Origin of the sequence: Bradyrhizobium sp. 35 (genome assembly GCF_023073215.1) — a bacterium.
GTDB lineage: Bacteria > Pseudomonadota > Alphaproteobacteria > Rhizobiales > Xanthobacteraceae > Bradyrhizobium > Bradyrhizobium canariense_D.
The window spans coordinates 128,634-145,069 of record NZ_JADPJC010000056.1 but is presented as its reverse complement, the minus strand read 5'-3'; the positions used below and the strand labels follow the sequence as shown (position 1 = coordinate 145,069).

The following is a 16,436-nucleotide window of genomic DNA, read 5'->3' as shown; positions in this document are numbered from 1 at the left end:
TTCAGCGTTCCTCACCCGCCGAGCCCGCATCATGCAACCCAAAAATCCCCTCGACTGGATGCTGTCCGAAGCCTTGGACTCGCTGACCCGCGCCGAACGGCTGCGCCAGCAGTTCGGCCGGCAGGAAGCCTGCTGGGAGCCGCCGATCGACGTGCTCGAAACCGAGCATGAGCTCCTGATCCTGGTCGCGCTTCCCGGCGTCAATCCCGACAATGTCGAGACTGTCATCCATGACGGCGTGCTCGTCATCTCCGGCCAGCGCACCCTTCCGCCAGAGCTTCGCAACGCCCGCATCCACCGGCTCGAACTGCCGCAGGGGCGTTTTGAGCGCCGCATTGCATTGCCCGTTGGCCGTTACGCCATCAGCCGCTTCGTGATGGACGGCTGCGTCGCGCTGCGCCTCGCCAAATCCTGAGGTCGATCATGACCACCGAACCAATGAATACCGCACCGACCAATCCCCAGAGCAATTCCGACGTGAAGATTCCCGAAGACGCGCTGATCATCATTCCCGTGCGCGAAATGGTGCTGTTCCCCGGCGCCATCGCGCCGATCGCGATCGCGCGGCCGAAGTCGGTCGCCGCCGCGCAACAGGCGCTGCGCGAGCAGCGACCGGTCGGCATCGTCCTGCAACGCAGCCCCGAGACCGAGGAGCCCGGACCGGACGACCTCTATCGGGTCGCGACCATCGCCAACATCGTGCGCTACATCACCGCGCCCGACGGCACCCATCACATCGTCTGCCAGGGCGTGCAGCGCGCGCGCATCCTCGACTTCCTGCCGGGGACGCCGTTCCCGGCCGCGCGGATCCAGCAGATTCCGGAGCCGACCACCAGCACGCCCGAGATCGAGGCCCGCGGGCTGAACCTGCAGCGCCAGGCCATCGAGGCGATCGAGCTGCTGCCGCAGGCGCCGCCCGAACTGGTCGCGATGTTCCAGGGCACCACGGCGCCCGGCGCGCTGGCGGACCTGGCGACCTCGTTCATGGACATCAAGCCGCAGGACAAGCAGGAGGTGCTGGAGACCATCGACCTCGCTCTGCGTGTCGAGAAGGTGTCGAAGCATCTGGCCGAACGGCTGGAGGTGCTGCGCATCAGCAACGAGATCGGCCAGCAGACCCGCGCCAGCTTCGACGAGCGGCAGCGCGAAGCGATCCTGCGCGAGCAGATGGCGACCATTCAGCGCCAGCTCGGCGAAGGCGACGGCAAGGCGGCCGAGGTGGCCGAGCTGACCGCTGCCATCGCCAAGGCCAACATGCCGCCCGAGGCCGATGCACATGCGAAGAAGGAGCTGCGCCGCTACGAGCGCATGCCGGAGGCCGCCGGCGAGGCCGGCATGGTCCGCACTTACCTGGACTGGCTGATCGAGCTGCCGTGGGCACTGCCCGCGGAGAAGCCGATCGACATCAAGGAAGCGCGCCGCATCCTCGACGCCGATCACTTTGGCCTGGAGAAGATCAAGAGCCGGATCATCGAATATCTGGCGGTGCGCAAGCTGGCGCCGCAGGGCAAGGCGCCGATCCTGTGCTTCGTCGGACCGCCCGGCGTCGGCAAGACCTCGCTCGGCCAGTCCATCGCACGCGCGATGGACCGTCCCTTCGTGCGCGTCAGCCTCGGCGGCGTGCATGACGAGGCCGAGATCCGCGGCCACCGGCGCACCTATATCGGCGCGCTGCCTGGCAACATCATCCAGGGCATCAAGAAGGCCGGCGCCCGGAACTGCGTCATGATGCTGGACGAGATCGACAAGATGGGCCGCGGCGTGCAGGGCGATCCTTCCGCCGCGATGCTGGAGGTGCTCGACCCCGAGCAGAACGGGACGTTCCGGGACAATTACCTGGGCGTGCCCTTCGACCTGTCGCGCGTGGTGTTCATCGCGACCGCCAATATGCTGGACCAGATCCCGGGTCCGTTGCTGGACCGCATGGAGCTGATCAGCCTCGCCGGCTACACCGAGGATGAGAAGCTGGAGATCGCCAAGCGCTATCTGGTGCGCCGGCAGCTCGAGGCCAACGGCTTGACCGCCGAGCAGGCCGAGATCGAGCCGGAGGCGCTGAAGCTGGTGGTCAAGGGCTACACCCGCGAAGCCGGCGTGCGTAACCTCGAGCGGGAGATCGGAAAGCTGTTCCGCCATGCTGCCGTGCAGGTCGCCGAGGGCACGGCTGCCAAGATCGTCGTGACGCCAAAGGACATCGGCACTGTGCTCGGCCAGCCGCGCTTCGAAGGCGAGATCGCGCAGCGCACCAGCATTCCAGGCGTGGCCACTGGCCTGGCCTGGACGCCGGTCGGCGGCGACATCCTGTTCATCGAGGCCTCGCGGGTATCAGGCCGCGGCGGCATGATCCTGACCGGCCAGCTCGGCGAGGTCATGCGCGAGAGCGTGCAGGCTGCGATGACGCTGGTGAAGAGCAAGGCCACGCAGCTCGGCATCGATCCGCAGCTGTTCGAAAAGAGCGACATCCACGTTCACGTGCCGGCAGGCGCGACCCCGAAGGACGGACCGAGCGCGGGCGTTGCGATGTTCACGGCGCTGACGTCCCTGCTCACCAATCGCACGGTGCGCAGCGACACCGCCATGACCGGCGAGATCTCGCTGCGCGGCCTGGTGCTGCCGGTCGGTGGCATCAAGGAGAAGGTGGTGGCAGCCGCGGCCGCGGGCCTGAAGCGGGTGATGCTGCCAGCGCGCAACAAGCGAGATTACGACGATATCCCGCAGAGCGCGCGGGACAACCTCGAATTCATCTGGCTGGAGCGCGTCGACGAAGCCATCGCCGCGGCGCTCGAGCCGGCCGAGGCCAAAATCGAGGCCAAGGTCGAAGCGGCGGAGTGAATGCGATGAAGAAACTGCTGGAAAAAGCGAAGCAATCGCGAAAGACGCAGCGGTTGCGCCAGTTGCTCGATCGCGCCATAGACGGGGTTCGCGATGCGCTGGCGGCATCCGGACCGCGGCTTCAGCCGATCCCGGTCCGCGCGAAGCGCCGCAAGGGTTGAGCCCTCCGTCTCAAGTCCTCGCGACAGCCCCGAACAAAAGGCCCCCTCGCTCGAGGGGGCCTTTGCGTTGTTAGCCCACGGCGTCCTTGGCGGCCTTGACCGGGCGGGCGCGGACGATCTTCCGGGCCGGCTTGGCCTTGAACATCATCTCTTCGCCCGTGAACGGGTTGGTGCCCTTGCGCGCCTTGGTGGCGGGCTTCTTGATGACCACGAACTTGGCGAAGCCCGGCACCAGGAACAGGCCGTTCTTCTTGAGCTCCTTGTGACCGACGTCGGTCAGCGTCTCCATGACGCTCTTGACGTCACGCTTGGAAAGCTCGGTGGTGGTCGCGATCTTTTCGATCAGCTGCGATTTCGACATTTGGGTGGCCATCGTGTCTCCTCTGATTCGTTGACGGCTGCATATTAGACCAACCGGTGAAGGCCTATAGCCTTCTGCACAGTTTTGTCGGGGTTTTACGGGCTTTTTTGGCCCTCTGTGGCAAAAAACCCTGCTTTTTAGCCACTTCCGGAGCGGGAGAAGCCTCAGGCAGCGGATTTTACCTTGTTTCAAAGGCCCGCACGCAGCCTTGCTAAAGCTGATTCGATGCTTTCGACAAGCGATGACCGGCCTCTTTGTCGGAGTCCGGTCGCGATTCACCCTGGAAAATAAGCCTAGATCGTCGTGATGTGGCGATCGCGGGTACTTTCTCTCCCTTATTTCTAGGGAGCGCGACGAGCTTCGCTCGCGCTAGATACGTTCGATGATGACGGCCGGGGCCATGCCACCGGCCGCGCACATGGTGACGAGACCGCGCTTCAAGTCGCGCCGTTCAAGCTCGTCGAGCAGGGTGCCGATCAGGATCGAGCCGGTGGCGCCGATGGGATGGCCGAGCGCGATCGAGCCGCCGTTGACGTTGACCTTGGCGCGGTCGAGCTTGAGGTCGCGGATGTATTTTTCCGCAACCACGGCAAAGGCCTCGTTGATCTCGAACAGGTCGATGTCGTCGATGGTCAGCCCCGCCTTCGCCAACACCTTGCGCGTCGCCGGCACCGGCGCGTTCAGCATCAGCGTCGGCGAGTCCCCCATATTCGCCATCGCGACGACGCGGGCGCGCGGCTTCAGGCCGTGCGCCCTGGCGTAAGCGGGCGAAGCCAGAAGGATCGCGGCGGCGCCGTCGACGACGCCGGACGAGTTGCCGGCGTGGTGCATGAAGTCGATCTCGAGGTCGGGGTATTTCTGCAGGATCAGGCCGCGATAGGTCGTGCCCCTGTCGTCGAGCGCATGGTCGGCGACTGCGGGGAATGCGGGCTTCAAAGCGCTCAGCCCTTCCATCGTGGTCTGCGGCCGCGGATATTCTTCATGGTCGAGCGCGAGGCTGCCGTCCTCGCGATGCACCGGCACGAGGCTCTTCTTGAAGTGGCCGTTCGCGATCGCATGCGCGGCACGCTTCTGACTTTCGAGGCCGAGCGCGTCGACGTCCCTTCGCGTGATGCCTTCCAGCGTCGCGATCGCGTCGGCGCAGACGCCCTGATGCGACTGCGGATGCCGCGCTCGCAGGCGCAGATTGCCGTTGTCCATCATCATCGGACCGCCGCCGCGGCGTCCTTCCATCGACATCATCTCGCAGCCGCCGGCGACGACGAGGTCCTCCGTGCCCGACATGATCGAGCTTGCGGCCATGTTGACGGCGGTGATGCCGGAGCCGCAGAAGCGGTCGAGCGTTACGGCACTCGCGCGCACGTCGTAGCCGGCGTCCAGCGCCGACATGCGGCCGAGATCGCCGCCTTGCGTTGCGACCTGCGCGCTGCAGCCCCAGATGACGTCGTCGACGTCGGCGGTGTCGATGCCGGTGCGCGTCGCGAGCGCGCGCAGCACGGTTGCTCCCAGCTGCTGCGGATGAATGCCCGAGAGCGCCCCCTTGCCGGCCTTGCCAACGCCCCGCGGGGTCCGGCAGGCATCGATGATGAGTGCGTCGATCATTGGCATTATCCTCTTGTTGAACGGTTGGAAGCGTTTTGAATCAGCGGGCGAAGGGAGTCAATGCGCGCTGGCGGAACCGCCTCACCCCGCCCTCTCAACGCGAGCCAAGCTCGTCGCCCTTCCGCAAGAGCGGGGCGAGGGAGAGCAATCAAACCCCCGCTGCGTTCTTCGCGATCACGTTGCGATAGAAGCTGGCGCTGAGTTTCGGCGTACGCACCTGCGTATCGAAATTGACGTGGTAGAGCCCAAAGCGCTTGTTGAGCCCAAATACCCATTCGAAATTGTCCATCAGGCTCCAGAGGAAATAGCCGCGCACCGGCACGCCTTCGGCGGTGGCGCGCTGGAGCTGGGCCAGGTAGTTGCGCAAATACATGATGCGGTCGGTGTCGTAGATCTTGCCGTCGGGCGTCACGACGTCGTCGCCGGAGGTGCCGTTCTCGCTGATATAAATCGCGTCCGTTTTCCAGATCTTTGCCGCCAGCTTGGGCACCCAGTAGATCGTCTCGGGGCCGACGCGCAGCCAGTCCGAATTCATGTGCGGGAAGGATTTCGGGATCGGCAGCGGCATGAAGCCCGCGCCCTGGTCGGAGGCCACCACATAGTTCTGCGGCGCGTAGATGTTGAGGCCGAGGAAATCGACCGGCGAGGAGATGATCTTCAGCTCCGCATCCGTGTATTTCGGCGCGTCGCGCCCGGCGAAATTCAGGAAGGCGTCGGTGTACTGGCCCGTCATGATGACGTTGAGATAGCCGGCGTTCATTTCGCGCAGCGCGATCTCTGCGGCGCGGACGTTCTCCGGCGTGTCGATCGCGGGGGCACAGGCATCGATGTTCTCCGCCGGCCCCACCCTGGTGCCACGGCGGCCATGGGCGCGTACCGCCTGCACCGCAAGCCCGTGCGCGAGCGCGCTGTTGTGCCTGATCTGGTTGACCTCGGCTTGTGGCAGCGTCACGCCGGGCGCGTCGATGCCGATGCCGTAGCCGAAATAGACGAAGCGACCGCTCTCGTTCAGTGTGAATACGTTCTTGACGCGATCGGTCAGGTGCTCGGCGACATAGGCCGCGTAATCACCGAAGATCTTGCAGGTCTCCGTCGACCGCCAGCCGCCAAACCGGTCCTGGAGCGATTGCGGCAGGTCCCAATGATAGAGCGTCAGCCACGGCTCGATGCCGTTCTTGAGGAGTTCGTCGACCAGGCGGTTGTAGAAATCGAGTCCCTTCGGGTTGGGCTTGCCGTCGCCGTCCGGAAACAGCCGCGGCCAGGCCACCGAGAAGCGATAGGCCTTGCAGCCGAGCTCCCTGATGAGCGCGATGTCCTCCTTGTAGCGGTGATAGTGCTCGTTGGCGCGGTCGCCGGTCGAGCCATCCTCGATCTTGCCGGGGATGCGGACGAACTTGTCCCAGATCGAGGCCCCTCGCCCGTCCTCGTTGACCGCGCCCTCGACCTGATAGGACGAGGTCGCCGTGCCCCAGACGAAGCCCGCGGGGAAACCGTCCACGTTTCGCGGCGGCGATGCGGGCTTGGCGTCCGCGACCTCGAGAGGATTGGCGATTCCGGCTGCGGACAATCCCGCCAGCGTGGCGAACTGGCGACGCGAGACCTTGTCCGACATTGATCGTGCTCCGGGGTGATGCTCTTTCGGTGGCACCATGGCGAATCGCGGGTCGTTTGAGAAGCGGGCGAGCCGAGGGCCGAGGATGCAGGATTGCGGAATGCGACAAAGTTGTCCGAAAGGGGCTAGGGCGATCGTCGGCAGAGCTACCCCAAAGCCGAAATACCAGCCCCACCGTCATTCGAATTCCAGCCCAATCCGGCAAGGAAGTTGTCAGTTCCCTCGATACGAGGGCCCGTAGGCTCACAGAATGCCATATACCGCTCGGAAATTACGACCAAACTTCGCAAATATGGCGTATGCTGCAGCCATCGCCGCTCCGCTCTGGGCGATTGTCTGTCTGCACCGGTCAAGCAAGAGAACGACTGACTTATGACGCGGTTTGACCGCATCAGACTGTGGTAACCTCTTCCGCTTGACCAAGCGCCTGTCCTGCCAGGGATACAATGACTGACCCGCGTCAGAGCCACCGTGAATTCGAGGTAGATATATGTCGTATGCCTACAAGCTGAATGAAGACGTTCGCCACCAGCCCCAAGGCCCACAAGGACGTGCCGCAACTGAGCCACCGATGATTTACACCATCGTCCAGCATATGCCCATCGAGTCCGATGGACGTCTCCGATACCGCATCAAGTGCAAGTCGGAGAAAATCGAGCGAGTCGTCACGGAAGATCAGCTTTCGTATTCGCAGTGATCGCTTGATGACGGCGGGAATCCAGCGCGGATGAATTGGCTCGGTGTTGCCATGACCAACGACGGGACCGTTCTCGTTGCTTGGCGAGCCTGGATTGCGGAATGTCTGCCTGGGTCGGGAGCAGACATGAGGTCCTTCCGCCGCGGTGGCGCGCGGGCTTCCGCGATCAGCGCGAGCGCTTCGGCAACTTTGGCAGCTTGTCGGGATTGAACGGCGGCATCTGCCCGGTTCGTTCAGGTGCGGGCGCCTGCTGTTCCGTCAGAATCAGCGTACCCTGGAGGATCATTCCCGGCGCTTGCGCTGCCGTCGCCGTGTAGGTCGCCACCTTGCCCGGGCAGTTTCCCTCGATGTCCAGCGTGAGCTCATCGTCGACGCCGAACACGGTTGCGCGTCCGTCGGTATGGCGCTTCGTCGACACGGTGGCGGTGAAGCGATCGCCGTCGACCTTGCAAGAGCCGTGATAGGTCATCAGGCTGTCGCAGCCCCAGATCTGTCCGTCTGCGATATGGACGATCCCGGTCCCCTGATCGAGCGGCGTCTTGTACCAGGCGGCGTAGGTGCCGTCCTTCAACATGGGAGCAGTCTCCCCTGGTATTTCCTCGCGCATATCGACACGATCAGCGCTAACAAAGCGTTAATCGCGCGGCCCGAGCCAATCCGGGCTATTCCTGCGCAGCTCGGCCTCCAGGTCTTCAATGATGCTGTGAAGCAGACAGGCGGCAAGTGGATCGGTCACTTCGCGCTCCAAATGCCGGTACCGCGCGATCTGGAATTCCTGCTCTCTCAACTGGTGCTCTGTCATCGGACGGGCCCTCCGACGAACCGACGCAGAGACAGCCGAACAGTTTCGTTACAATTTTAGGATCATTCGCTATGGTTTCCAATCGGTAAAAACAACGCGACGCCAAGCTTCGCCGGCGGGCGGGATCATCGGAGATGTCAAAAGGTCGATACGCTGACACGCACCGCTGTCACGGCACGTCGCCGCCGCTGCGACTTCCACCGATGCTGTGCGGCTTATTGAGGAAGAACTCCCGGTTACCGAGAGCCGCCTCCGCGTACTGATCAATCGCAACCTGGATGGCCTCGATGTGCATGCGGCACCAACCCTCGAGGCAGGACAGGCGCCGCGCATGATGAAGCGCCTTCAGAAATTCCGGCGGCTCCTGCATGTCGGAGAAGTAGGTCGGCCTCTCCCCCTTCATGCTCGTGCCATCTTTCGCGGCGGAACAAGGCTGCGCTTCTCAACCCCGACGCGCGATGGCATCGGCCGACGGCGGGGAACGAACAGGCTGGCGACGACGATCGGGTCGGTGTCTCCGAGCGCGGCCCGCTCCTGAACGAGCCCGCTCATTACCGTGCGCATCTTCATGACTTCGCCTGCGACGAAGCTGCAGTCCTCGTCCCTGTTGATCTGCTCATGCATGATCGCCTCGGCCTCACGCATGCTGACGCGTAACGCCCTGATGATCCTGCGGATTTCGTTGATGCGGTTGTCCATGGCTCGCTCCCTTGGCTGGACGAGCAGCACAAGAACAAAACATGAACAATGAGTCAATCGGCTTGAGGTAGAGCAGAGCCGGCGTGACACGCCATGCCGGGCGGCGCCAACCCGGGCTTACCGAGCCAAGATCAGAACGTCACCCGCATCCCCGCATAGAACGCACGCGGCCTTGCCGGACTGAGCGAGCGCGGGTCGGTGAACTCGGCACCGCCATTGGTGAAGTTGGGCACGGCTTCGCGGTCGAAGAACTGTCCGTAGGTCGCGTAGCGCCTGTCGAAGATATTGTCGATCTTGCCGTAGAGCTGGACGTTCTTGGTCACCTGGTAGGACGTGTGCAAGTTGAACACGGTGTAGGACGGCAGCTTCGTATATTGGTTGGACTCGTCGCCGACCAGATATTGGCTGGAGACGAACAGCGCGTTGCCGCCAACCTTCCACACGTCGGTGACGGCATAGTCGATGCCGACCTTGACGCGATGGCGCGGGATCGCGGGGAGCTGGTTGCCGGGTAGCACCTGAATGGTCTCGGTGACAGTATCCCTGAACGGGCTTTCGGAACCGAGCGCGAAAGCGTCGAGATAGCGTGCGTCGACGAAAGCGTAGCTCGCCTGAAACTGAAGCGTGGGCGACTTGATGTTGACCTCAGCTTCGAGCCCCTGACGCCTGGTACGGCCGACGTTGGAGAAATAGCCGAAGCCGGTGCGGCCGACTGCGGGAACGGCGACGATGTCGTCGTAATTGGTGGCGCGGAAGCCGCCGATTTTCCAGCCGAGCGTGCCGATGTTCAGCTCCCTGCTGCCGCGCAGGCCCGCTTCCACGGTCTTGGACACGACCTGCTTCAATGGCGGATCGGAGACGAGAAACGCGGCAATCAGACAGGGACGGGCTGGATCCGAGCAGCCGAGCTCGAGCGGCGTCGGAACGCGGTTGGCCTCGGAATAGCCGGCGTAGGCCGTCAGCTCCGGCGTGATCTTGTAGGTGCCGCCGATTACCGGATTGAAGCGGGTGAAGGTGTGATCGCCGTTGAGATCGGTCCCGAGCTGATCCTCCAGCGTGATGCGCGCGACGTTGAACCGGCCGCCGCCGGTGACGGCGAAGGCGTCCGTGATATTGAACGTGTCCATTGCGTAGAGGCCGTTATATTGATTGACGGTCCGCAGCGAGACAGGGCCGGCAACGGTATCAGGTACGCCAGTCGGCCCCAGGAAGAGGCCGCCGCCGCTGACGACGTAGCTTTCTCCGATCGTGCCGATTTCGGCGGTGGCGTTATAGCGCGTGACACTGGCGTCATAGGTCGCGCCCATCACGAAGCGGTTGTCGTGGCCGAACAGCTGGTCGGTGTTGGTGGCCTGCCCCGACACGCCGAAGGTGGTCGAACGTATCGAGCTCCGGTCGATCTCGCCGAGGATGGTCCCGGACGCGAAAGGATTGGCAAGCGGCAGGCCGTTCACGCCGTTTGCCGGTGTGGCGCCGTCGCCGAAGCAAAGAAGCCCAGCGAGCCCCGGGTCAGTGCATTCCTGCGCGTCGGTCGGATTGCCGTCGACGAGCTTCTGCTCGTACCTGCGCACATGCGCGGTGCCTTCGAGTGTCCAGGTCGGCGTCGCATCGACCTTGCCCGTCAGGTTGAGATAGCCGACGCGGTTGGAAGTGGTCTGCGGGGTCGTGTAGGTCGCGCCCCAATATTTGTCGAGCAGCTCGGCGGGAACGGTGGCGTTGGCGCCGAAATCGTTCTTGGCGACGCCCATGTTGGCGTGGAATTCGCTGTCGCCCGCCTTGTAACCGACGTCGCCGTAGAAGCGCCGCACGTCCGATTGGGAGAAATTGCGGAAGCCGTTGTCGTGCAGGCCTTCGAGCGCGGCATAGACGCCGTAGTTCTTGTCGACCGTCTTGCCCCATTGCGCCGAGCCCTGAATGCGGCCGAACGAGCCGCCCATGAGATCAAGCTCCGCGCCCTGATAGGTAAAACCGTCCTTCATTTGCAAATTGATCGCGCCGCCCAGCGCGTTGAGGCCGAAGGCGGGATTGTTGGTCACGAGCGTCACCGACCGGATCGCCGCGGTCGGGATCAGGTCCCAGTTGACGGCGTCGGAGAAGGCCTCGTTGATGCGAACCCCGTTCTGATACACAGCGAGGCCTTGCGGCGTGCCCGTCACCGGCGAGGCAACGAAGCCGCGGAATTCGACATCCGGCTGAAATGGATTGCCGGTAACCTCGCTGATGTTGACGCCGGCGATGTTGTCGCGAAGCGCGTCGGTGATGTTCAGCGAGCCGGTGCGCTTGATCTGGCTGGCGTCGACGGCGTTGATCGCCGAGGGGACCTTGTCGACGTCAAGACCTCTGCCGGTACCCGGCGCGGTCGGATAGACGTAGAGGCGCGTCTTGGGGCTGGCGGATGACGGCGCTCCGATGTGCGCGACCGGACGCGATGACGCGGTGCGCCGCGCCGTTGACCGCGGCGGCGCCGTCACCTCGACCGGCGGCAGGTTCTGGACGTTGGTTTCCTCGTCCTGCGCGGCCCCCGCGGGGATCGCGAAGACGGAGAGCAGCCCGGTCGAAACCAAGGCGATCAACAAACGACGATTGAACCCAAGAGGCTTGAACCCAATAGGCTTGAACCGAAAACGCTTGAACCAAACACGATCGCCCATCCCAGCCTTCCCATCCGTGACCACCGACTGTTTTGATCTTCCCCCGGTTGGTCGAGACGAGTGTAATCGGCAGGAATGCGTGCGCCAGCCACAAAAGGTCGGGCCGTATCGCACCAAATTTCCCGACCAAATCGGGAATTTTTCCCGACGCGATCAGGCCGCTGCCGTCGGGACCAGGGCCTCTACGGTCAGACCACCGTCACCCGAGACGACGTTGAGCGTGCCGCCCAGCGCGAGAATCCGCTCGCGCATGCCGACGAGCCCGAAGCCGAGCTTTTGGCCGGGCTCCATGCCGCGGCCATTGTCGCTGACCCGCACCCGGGCACAGCTGCGGCCGTCGCTTGCCGCCTCCGCCACCGGCTCGATGACGACGTTAACCGAGGTCGCGCCGGCGTGGCGGAACACGTTGGTGAGCGCCTCCTGCACGATGCGGTAGATGGTGAGGTCGGCGGTCTCCCCGGTGACGCCAAGCGCCGGCGAGATCACGGTCTCGATGGTGACATCGGGATGCGACTCCCGCCACAGCCGCGACAGCGATTCCAGCGCCTGGCGCAGGCCGAACTCGGCCAGGCCGACTGGCCGGAGGCGCTCCAGCACGCGGCGATTGAACTGCTGAAGCGCGTTGATCTGCTCCAGCATGGCACTGCCGTGTTTTCGCACGGCCACCGCATTCGGGGCGCGTCCGTCCGCCTGCTTCGCCAGCGCGCTGGCATGCGCGCGTAGCGAGAACAAGTATGGCCCGAACTCGTCATGGAGCTCGCGCGCGATCTCCTTGCGCTCGACGTCCTGGAGCGACACCGTTCGCTCGGCGAGGCGCCGCTTGTCCTCGATGGCGTCACTGAGCGTTGCCGCAAGATGGTTGAGCTTGGTGCAGATCGCGGCGAGTTCCGGCGCGCCGCCCGGCGCGACGCGCGCCTGATAACGCCCGTCTTCGAGCTCGGCCATCACGTCCGCAAGGGATTGGAGCGGCGCCAATGCCCGGCCGATCACATTCATCATCACCAGGAACAGCGCCAGCGCGATCACCGAGCCGACCTCGAGCTGGGTCACGATGGCGTCCCAGATCTCGGCGATCTCGTCATCGGGATGGGAGGTGATCAGCAGCGAACCCGGCTTGCCATGGATCGAGACGGGCACGCTCACCGCGGTCTGCTCGGGATGAACCAGGCTGACGAACCAGGCCGGCGGCGCGCGGGTGTCGTCATCGGCGTCGGTCCGGGGCTGCGTCAGCGGACGGCCGGCTTCGTCCCGAAGCGCGATGCTGACATGGCGCAGGCGGCTGAGGTCGCGTGCGATCTGGTTCAGCCTGGCATCCGGATCGGGCGCCTCGTTGAGATCCGCAACGATCATCTCGATGAATTCGCGCGCGAGCCGGATCACGCTCTGGTCCTCGGCCTGCACGCGCGGCCCGGCTTCCGCGACCTGGCGGCCGATATTGACGGCGAGTCCCAGCGCCAGCAGCAGCGCCAGCAGCAGGTTGATGCGCCCGCGCAAGGATAGATTTTGCCACATTGGTATCGCCCGTGCCCCCGCGAAGGATTGGCCTGCCCCTTGTCCGATAACGTTGACAGAGGCGAAGCGCCCGATATCTAATCGAAAGCGTACAGCAATCCCGGCCGGGCGCGAAACAGGCCAAGACGCTGTCGCGAGGAACGCCTATGCGCATTTTGATCGTCGACGATCATCCCATCGTCGCCTCCGGCTGCCGTGCCGTGCTGGCGGACGAGGGCGAGATCGAGATTTTGGAGGCCGCCGACGCCGAAGACGGCGAGTGCGTCTTCATCGTCGAGCGCCCCGACCTCTCGATCATCGACATCAACCTGCCGACCGTGTCCGGCTTCGAGCTCGCGCGCCGCATCCTCGAGCGCGCGCCCGAGGCCCGGATCATCATGTTCAGCATGAACGACGACCCTGCTTTTGCCGCGCGGGCGATCGAGTGCGGCGCCAAGGGCTATGTCTCCAAGACCGGTGACCCCGACGATCTCGTCGAGGCGATTCGCACCGTCGGCGGCGGCGGCACCTATCTGCCGAGCGCGATCGCGCGCAGCATCGCCTTTGCGGGACCCGCGCTGGCGCAAAGCCCGCTGTCGAAGCTGAACGCGCGCGAGATGGAGATTTTGCGGCTGCTCAGCGCCGGAAAGAGCCTATCCGAGATCGCCTGGCTGGTGCAGTCGTCCTACAAGACTGTCGCCAACACCTCGTCCATCATGCGCCAGAAGCTCGGGGTGAAAACCTCTGTCGAGCTGGTGCGGCTGGCGATCGACAGCGGCGTGGCCTGACGGCCGCCGCGAATTCGGTCACACAAGCGTTGCAATCCTGATGTGGTTTGATGCCACGGAGCATAACGGCATGACGATCCAGACTGTCTCGACCAATACATCCTATGGCGGCGTGCAGGGCGTGTATCGCCATGCCAGCCAGGCGACCGGAACCGACATGACGTTCTCGGTCTATGTTCCCCCGCACGCACAGGGCGCCAAGCTGCCTGTGGTCTGGTATCTCTCCGGCCTCACCTGCACGCACGCCAACGTCACCGAGAAGGGCGAATTCCGCAAAGCCTGCGCCGAGCTCGGCTTGATCTTCGTCGCGCCCGACACCAGCCCGCGAGGCCCCGACGTGCCCGGCGATGCCAATAATGCCTATGATTTCGGTCTTGGCGCCGGCTTCTATGTCGACGCGACGGAAGCGCCGTTTTCAAGCAATTATCGCATGTGGAGCTACGTCACCGACGAACTGCCGAAACTCGTGGCGGAAAATTTTCCGGTCGATGCGAAGCGCCAATCGGTGATGGGCCATTCGATGGGCGGCCATGGCGCGCTGACGGTCGCGCTGCGCAACCCGCACCGTTTTCGCGCGGCCAGCGCCTTTGCGCCGATCGTCGCGCCGTCGCTCGTGCCCTGGGGCATCAAGGCGTTGACCGGCTATCTCGGGCCGAACAAGGACATTTGGCGCAGCCACGACACGGTGGCGCTGATCGAGGACGGCGCGAAGTTTTCAGGCTTCCTCGTCGACGTCGGCGAGGCCGATAACTTTTTGAAAGAGCAGCTTCGTCCTGAATTGCTGCAGGCGGCCTGTGCCAAGGCCAACATTCCGCTGACGCTGCGGCGGCAGGCGGGCTACGACCACAGCTATTACTTCATCTCGACCTTCATGGGCGATCACCTGCACTGGCATGCGGAGCGATTGAAGGGGTAAATATCTCCCTCACGGCTTGCCGTAGTTCGGCGCCAGCAAGCGGTTGCGGATCAGATAGCTCATCGTGCGCGTCCAGGATTCATCGGTGTTGCCGCGCATATCGGCGCTGGCGGCCGTGATCATGTTGCCGGTCTTCACGTCGCGCAGGTAGATGTTCAGATTGATGATCAGGTTCGAGACCTTCTGCACCATGCCAGTGATTTCCAAATCGGCACCCAGCTGCCCGGCAAGCTTGAGGTCGCAGCCGCCGCAGGCCTGCAGATTGGCGTGACGGGCCGCATCCCGGACCGGCGCAATATCGATCAGCTGGAACCTGCCTGACTCAACCAGTGCCTTGCGCAACTGCTCGCTGATGAGGTCGAGCCGCGCTTCCTCGGGCTTGGAGCCGTAGAACTCGCCAGGCAGGCTGGTGTCGATCAGTTCGAAATCGAACACCGCGAGTTTCGGCGGATCGGCGAATGCGGCCGAGCCCGTCAACAGCAAAGCGGCGAAACATATCAGCGCTCGCATGATCGTGATTCCCGGCGTGGCGGCGTGAGGACGAAATGCGGGGTTGCATGCCCTGACAAATCGGTCATGCTTTAGCAGAGACAATTCTCCATCGGCGGTCAAGCCGGGGAGAACATCTGGAGGAAACATGATCCGATGGTTGGTCGGCCTGATCTGCCTGGGTTTTGCTGCGACGAGTGCGCTCGCAGCCGACCCTGTCATGATCGGCGTCGGCTATCTCGGAATCGCCGGCACCAGATCAACGCTGTCGCTGGTCGAGCAGCCCGCGGAGAATGACGGCGTCGCCGGCGCACGCCTGGCCATCGAGGACAACAACACTACCGGCAAATTCCTCAACCAGCGATTTGCGCTGGAGGAGCGTCGTATCAAGGAGGGCGAAGATGCCGTGCAGGCCGCGACAGAGCTCGCCGCACGCAACGGCTTCATCATCGCCGACCTGCCGGCCGACACGCTGCTGAAGGTCGCCGACGCCCTGCGCGAGCGCGGCACGTTGCTGTTCAACGCCGGCGCGATCGACGAGCGGCTGCGCGAGGCCGATTGCCGTGCCAACGTCATCCACACCGCGCCGACGCGCGCAATGCTGGCCGATGCGCTCGGTCAGTATCTGGTGTGGAAGCAATGGAAGCGCTGGCTGCTCGTGGTTGGCTCGCATGACGAGGACAGACTGTTCGCCGATGCGCTCCGGCGCACCGCGACGCGGTTCGGCGCCAAGATCGTGCAGGAGCGCAGCTTCGAAGACAAAGGCGGCGCGCGCCGCACGGACTCCGGCGTGACGCTGATCCAGCGGCAGATGCCGGTGTTCACGCAACAAGCTCCGGCCTATGATGTACTGGTCGCCGCTGACGAGAGCGAGGTGTTCGGCGCCTACCTGCCCTATCGCACCTGGGATCCACGGCCTGTCGCGGGCTCGGCCGGCCTCGTGCCGCGGAGCTGGGACGCTGCGCAGGACCAGTGGGGCGCGATCCAGATGCAGAACCGCTTCGTCAAGCTCAACGCGCGGCGGATGACTGCGCTCGACATGCAGGCGTGGACCGCCGTGCGCATGATCGGAGAGGCCACGTCGCGCACCAATTCCGGCGAGGTCAAGAAGGTCACCGATTTCATCAAGGGCCCGGAGTTCTCGGTCGCCGCCTTCAAGGGCACGAAGCTGACCTTGCGCGACTGGAACCTGCAGCTGCGCCAGCCGATCCTGCTGGTCGATGGCCGCATGGTGGTGTCGGTGTCGCCGCAAGAAGGTTTCCTGCACCAGGTCTCCGAGCTCGACACGCTCGGCTATGACCGCCCGGAGAGCAAATGCAAGCTGAAGTGAGGACATTA

General features: G+C 64.1%; 16 protein-coding genes. 6 read left to right on the top strand and 10 right to left on the bottom strand.

Translation table 11 applies throughout. The features are described 5' to 3' along the window. The first annotated feature begins 31 nt into the window (after positions 1–31). The 3 genes from IVB36_RS12500 to IVB36_RS12490 are packed head-to-tail and all read left to right on the top strand — an operon-like array spanning position 32 to position 2,990. The gene (locus IVB36_RS12500) at positions 32–415 is read left to right on the top strand and encodes an Hsp20/alpha crystallin family protein (protein WP_007601432.1); all 384 of its coding nucleotides are present in this window, start codon (positions 32–34) and stop codon (positions 413–415) included. Positions 416–423: 8 nt separating this feature from the next. Next, the gene (gene lon / locus IVB36_RS12495) at positions 424–2,829 is read left to right on the top strand and encodes an endopeptidase La (RefSeq protein ID WP_247335373.1); all 2,406 of its coding nucleotides are present in this window, start codon (positions 424–426) and stop codon (positions 2,827–2,829) included. Between the two features lie 5 nt (positions 2,830–2,834). Then, the gene (locus IVB36_RS12490; RefSeq protein ID WP_247295101.1) at positions 2,835–2,990 is read left to right on the top strand and encodes a hypothetical protein; all 156 of its coding nucleotides are present in this window, start codon (positions 2,835–2,837) and stop codon (positions 2,988–2,990) included. Between the two features lie 70 nt (positions 2,991–3,060). Here the strand turns inward: IVB36_RS12490 and IVB36_RS12485 are convergent, their stop codons facing one another. From IVB36_RS12485 to IVB36_RS12445, 9 genes are all read right to left on the bottom strand, one after another. Continuing rightward, on the bottom strand, positions 3,061–3,363 hold the full coding sequence (locus IVB36_RS12485) for an HU family DNA-binding protein (RefSeq protein WP_007601427.1): 303 nt from the start codon (positions 3,361–3,363) through the stop codon (positions 3,061–3,063). A gap of 357 nt (positions 3,364–3,720) precedes the next feature. Further along, the gene (locus IVB36_RS12480) at positions 3,721–4,953 is read right to left on the bottom strand and encodes an acetyl-CoA C-acetyltransferase (RefSeq protein WP_247335377.1); all 1,233 of its coding nucleotides are present in this window, start codon (positions 4,951–4,953) and stop codon (positions 3,721–3,723) included. 148 nt (positions 4,954–5,101) lie between these two features. Continuing rightward, a complete protein-coding gene (locus IVB36_RS12475) occupies positions 5,102–6,565 on the bottom strand; it encodes a GH1 family beta-glucosidase (RefSeq protein ID WP_085361044.1) in 1,464 nt (487 codons plus the stop codon). An 863-nt stretch (positions 6,566–7,428) separates the two neighbouring features. Then, positions 7,429–7,836 carry a hypothetical protein gene (locus IVB36_RS12470; RefSeq protein WP_018460275.1) on the bottom strand — a complete coding sequence of 136 codons (408 nt, stop codon included), beginning with the start codon at positions 7,834–7,836 and terminating at the stop codon, positions 7,429–7,431. 60 nt (positions 7,837–7,896) lie between these two features. After that, entirely contained in the window at positions 7,897–8,064 is a 168-nt protein-coding gene (locus IVB36_RS12465; RefSeq protein ID WP_162847266.1) for a hypothetical protein, read from the bottom strand. 169 nt (positions 8,065–8,233) lie between these two features. Next, positions 8,234–8,467 (bottom strand): hypothetical protein, encoded by a 234-nt coding sequence (locus IVB36_RS12460; protein WP_018460276.1) that lies wholly within the window; start codon positions 8,465–8,467, stop codon positions 8,234–8,236. Beyond that, positions 8,464–8,763: a hypothetical protein gene (locus IVB36_RS12455; protein ID WP_085384859.1), complete on the bottom strand. Its 300-nt coding sequence runs from the start codon at positions 8,761–8,763 to the stop codon at positions 8,464–8,466. The genes IVB36_RS12460 and IVB36_RS12455 overlap by 4 nt, the downstream gene beginning before the upstream one ends. Before the next feature lie 131 nt (positions 8,764–8,894). After that, positions 8,895–11,414, bottom strand: coding sequence for a TonB-dependent receptor (locus IVB36_RS12450; protein ID WP_018460278.1), 2,520 nt, complete (start codon positions 11,412–11,414; stop codon positions 8,895–8,897). A 153-nt stretch (positions 11,415–11,567) separates the two neighbouring features. Beyond that, entirely contained in the window at positions 11,568–12,926 is a 1,359-nt protein-coding gene (locus IVB36_RS12445; RefSeq protein WP_247391532.1) for a histidine kinase, read from the bottom strand. 146 nt (positions 12,927–13,072) lie between these two features. Between IVB36_RS12445 and IVB36_RS12440 the strand changes: the two genes are divergently transcribed. Both IVB36_RS12440 and fghA read left to right on the top strand, forming a co-directional pair. Next, positions 13,073–13,693: a response regulator transcription factor gene (locus IVB36_RS12440; protein WP_018460280.1), complete on the top strand. Its 621-nt coding sequence runs from the start codon at positions 13,073–13,075 to the stop codon at positions 13,691–13,693. Positions 13,694–13,763: 70 nt separating this feature from the next. Beyond that, positions 13,764–14,609 carry an S-formylglutathione hydrolase gene (gene fghA, locus IVB36_RS12435; protein WP_018460281.1) on the top strand — a complete coding sequence of 282 codons (846 nt, stop codon included), beginning with the start codon at positions 13,764–13,766 and terminating at the stop codon, positions 14,607–14,609. Positions 14,610–14,618: 9 nt separating this feature from the next. On the opposite strand, the gene IVB36_RS12430 is transcribed toward fghA, so the two are convergent. Further along, positions 14,619–15,119 carry a DUF3280 domain-containing protein gene (locus tag IVB36_RS12430; RefSeq protein WP_018460282.1) on the bottom strand — a complete coding sequence of 167 codons (501 nt, stop codon included), beginning with the start codon at positions 15,117–15,119 and terminating at the stop codon, positions 14,619–14,621. Positions 15,120–15,246: 127 nt separating this feature from the next. Between IVB36_RS12430 and IVB36_RS12425 the strand changes: the two genes are divergently transcribed. Then, positions 15,247–16,428 (top strand): ABC transporter substrate-binding protein, encoded by a 1,182-nt coding sequence (locus tag IVB36_RS12425; protein ID WP_018460283.1) that lies wholly within the window; start codon positions 15,247–15,249, stop codon positions 16,426–16,428. The last annotated feature ends 8 nt before the right edge of the window (positions 16,429–16,436 follow it).

Excerpts from the sequence above, each read along its gene's own strand:
- IVB36_RS12480 (WP_247335377.1), bottom strand. The coding sequence starts at position 4,953 with ATGATCGACGCACTCATCATCGATGCCTGCCGGACCCCGCGGGGCGTT.
- IVB36_RS12425 (WP_018460283.1), top strand. The coding sequence starts at position 15,247 with ATGATCCGATGGTTGGTCGGCCTGATCTGCCTGGGTTTTGCTGCGACG.
- IVB36_RS12445 (WP_247391532.1), bottom strand. The coding sequence starts at position 12,926 with ATGTGGCAAAATCTATCCTTGCGCGGGCGCATCAACCTGCTGCTGGCG.
- IVB36_RS12490 (WP_247295101.1), top strand. The coding sequence starts at position 2,835 with ATGAAGAAACTGCTGGAAAAAGCGAAGCAATCGCGAAAGACGCAGCGG.
- IVB36_RS12430 (WP_018460282.1), bottom strand. The coding sequence starts at position 15,119 with ATGCGAGCGCTGATATGTTTCGCCGCTTTGCTGTTGACGGGCTCGGCC.
- lon (WP_247335373.1), top strand. The coding sequence starts at position 424 with ATGACCACCGAACCAATGAATACCGCACCGACCAATCCCCAGAGCAAT.
- IVB36_RS12475 (WP_085361044.1), bottom strand. The coding sequence starts at position 6,565 with ATGTCGGACAAGGTCTCGCGTCGCCAGTTCGCCACGCTGGCGGGATTG.
- IVB36_RS12460 (WP_018460276.1), bottom strand. The coding sequence starts at position 8,467 with ATGAAGGGGGAGAGGCCGACCTACTTCTCCGACATGCAGGAGCCGCCG.
- IVB36_RS12440 (WP_018460280.1), top strand. The coding sequence starts at position 13,073 with ATGCGCATTTTGATCGTCGACGATCATCCCATCGTCGCCTCCGGCTGC.
- IVB36_RS12465 (WP_162847266.1), bottom strand. The coding sequence starts at position 8,064 with ATGACAGAGCACCAGTTGAGAGAGCAGGAATTCCAGATCGCGCGGTAC.
- IVB36_RS12500 (WP_007601432.1), top strand. The coding sequence starts at position 32 with ATGCAACCCAAAAATCCCCTCGACTGGATGCTGTCCGAAGCCTTGGAC.
- IVB36_RS12455 (WP_085384859.1), bottom strand. The coding sequence starts at position 8,763 with ATGGACAACCGCATCAACGAAATCCGCAGGATCATCAGGGCGTTACGC.
- IVB36_RS12450 (WP_018460278.1), bottom strand. The coding sequence starts at position 11,414 with ATGGGCGATCGTGTTTGGTTCAAGCGTTTTCGGTTCAAGCCTATTGGG.
- IVB36_RS12485 (WP_007601427.1), bottom strand. The coding sequence starts at position 3,363 with ATGGCCACCCAAATGTCGAAATCGCAGCTGATCGAAAAGATCGCGACC.
- IVB36_RS12470 (WP_018460275.1), bottom strand. The coding sequence starts at position 7,836 with ATGTTGAAGGACGGCACCTACGCCGCCTGGTACAAGACGCCGCTCGAT.
- fghA (WP_018460281.1), top strand. The coding sequence starts at position 13,764 with ATGACGATCCAGACTGTCTCGACCAATACATCCTATGGCGGCGTGCAG.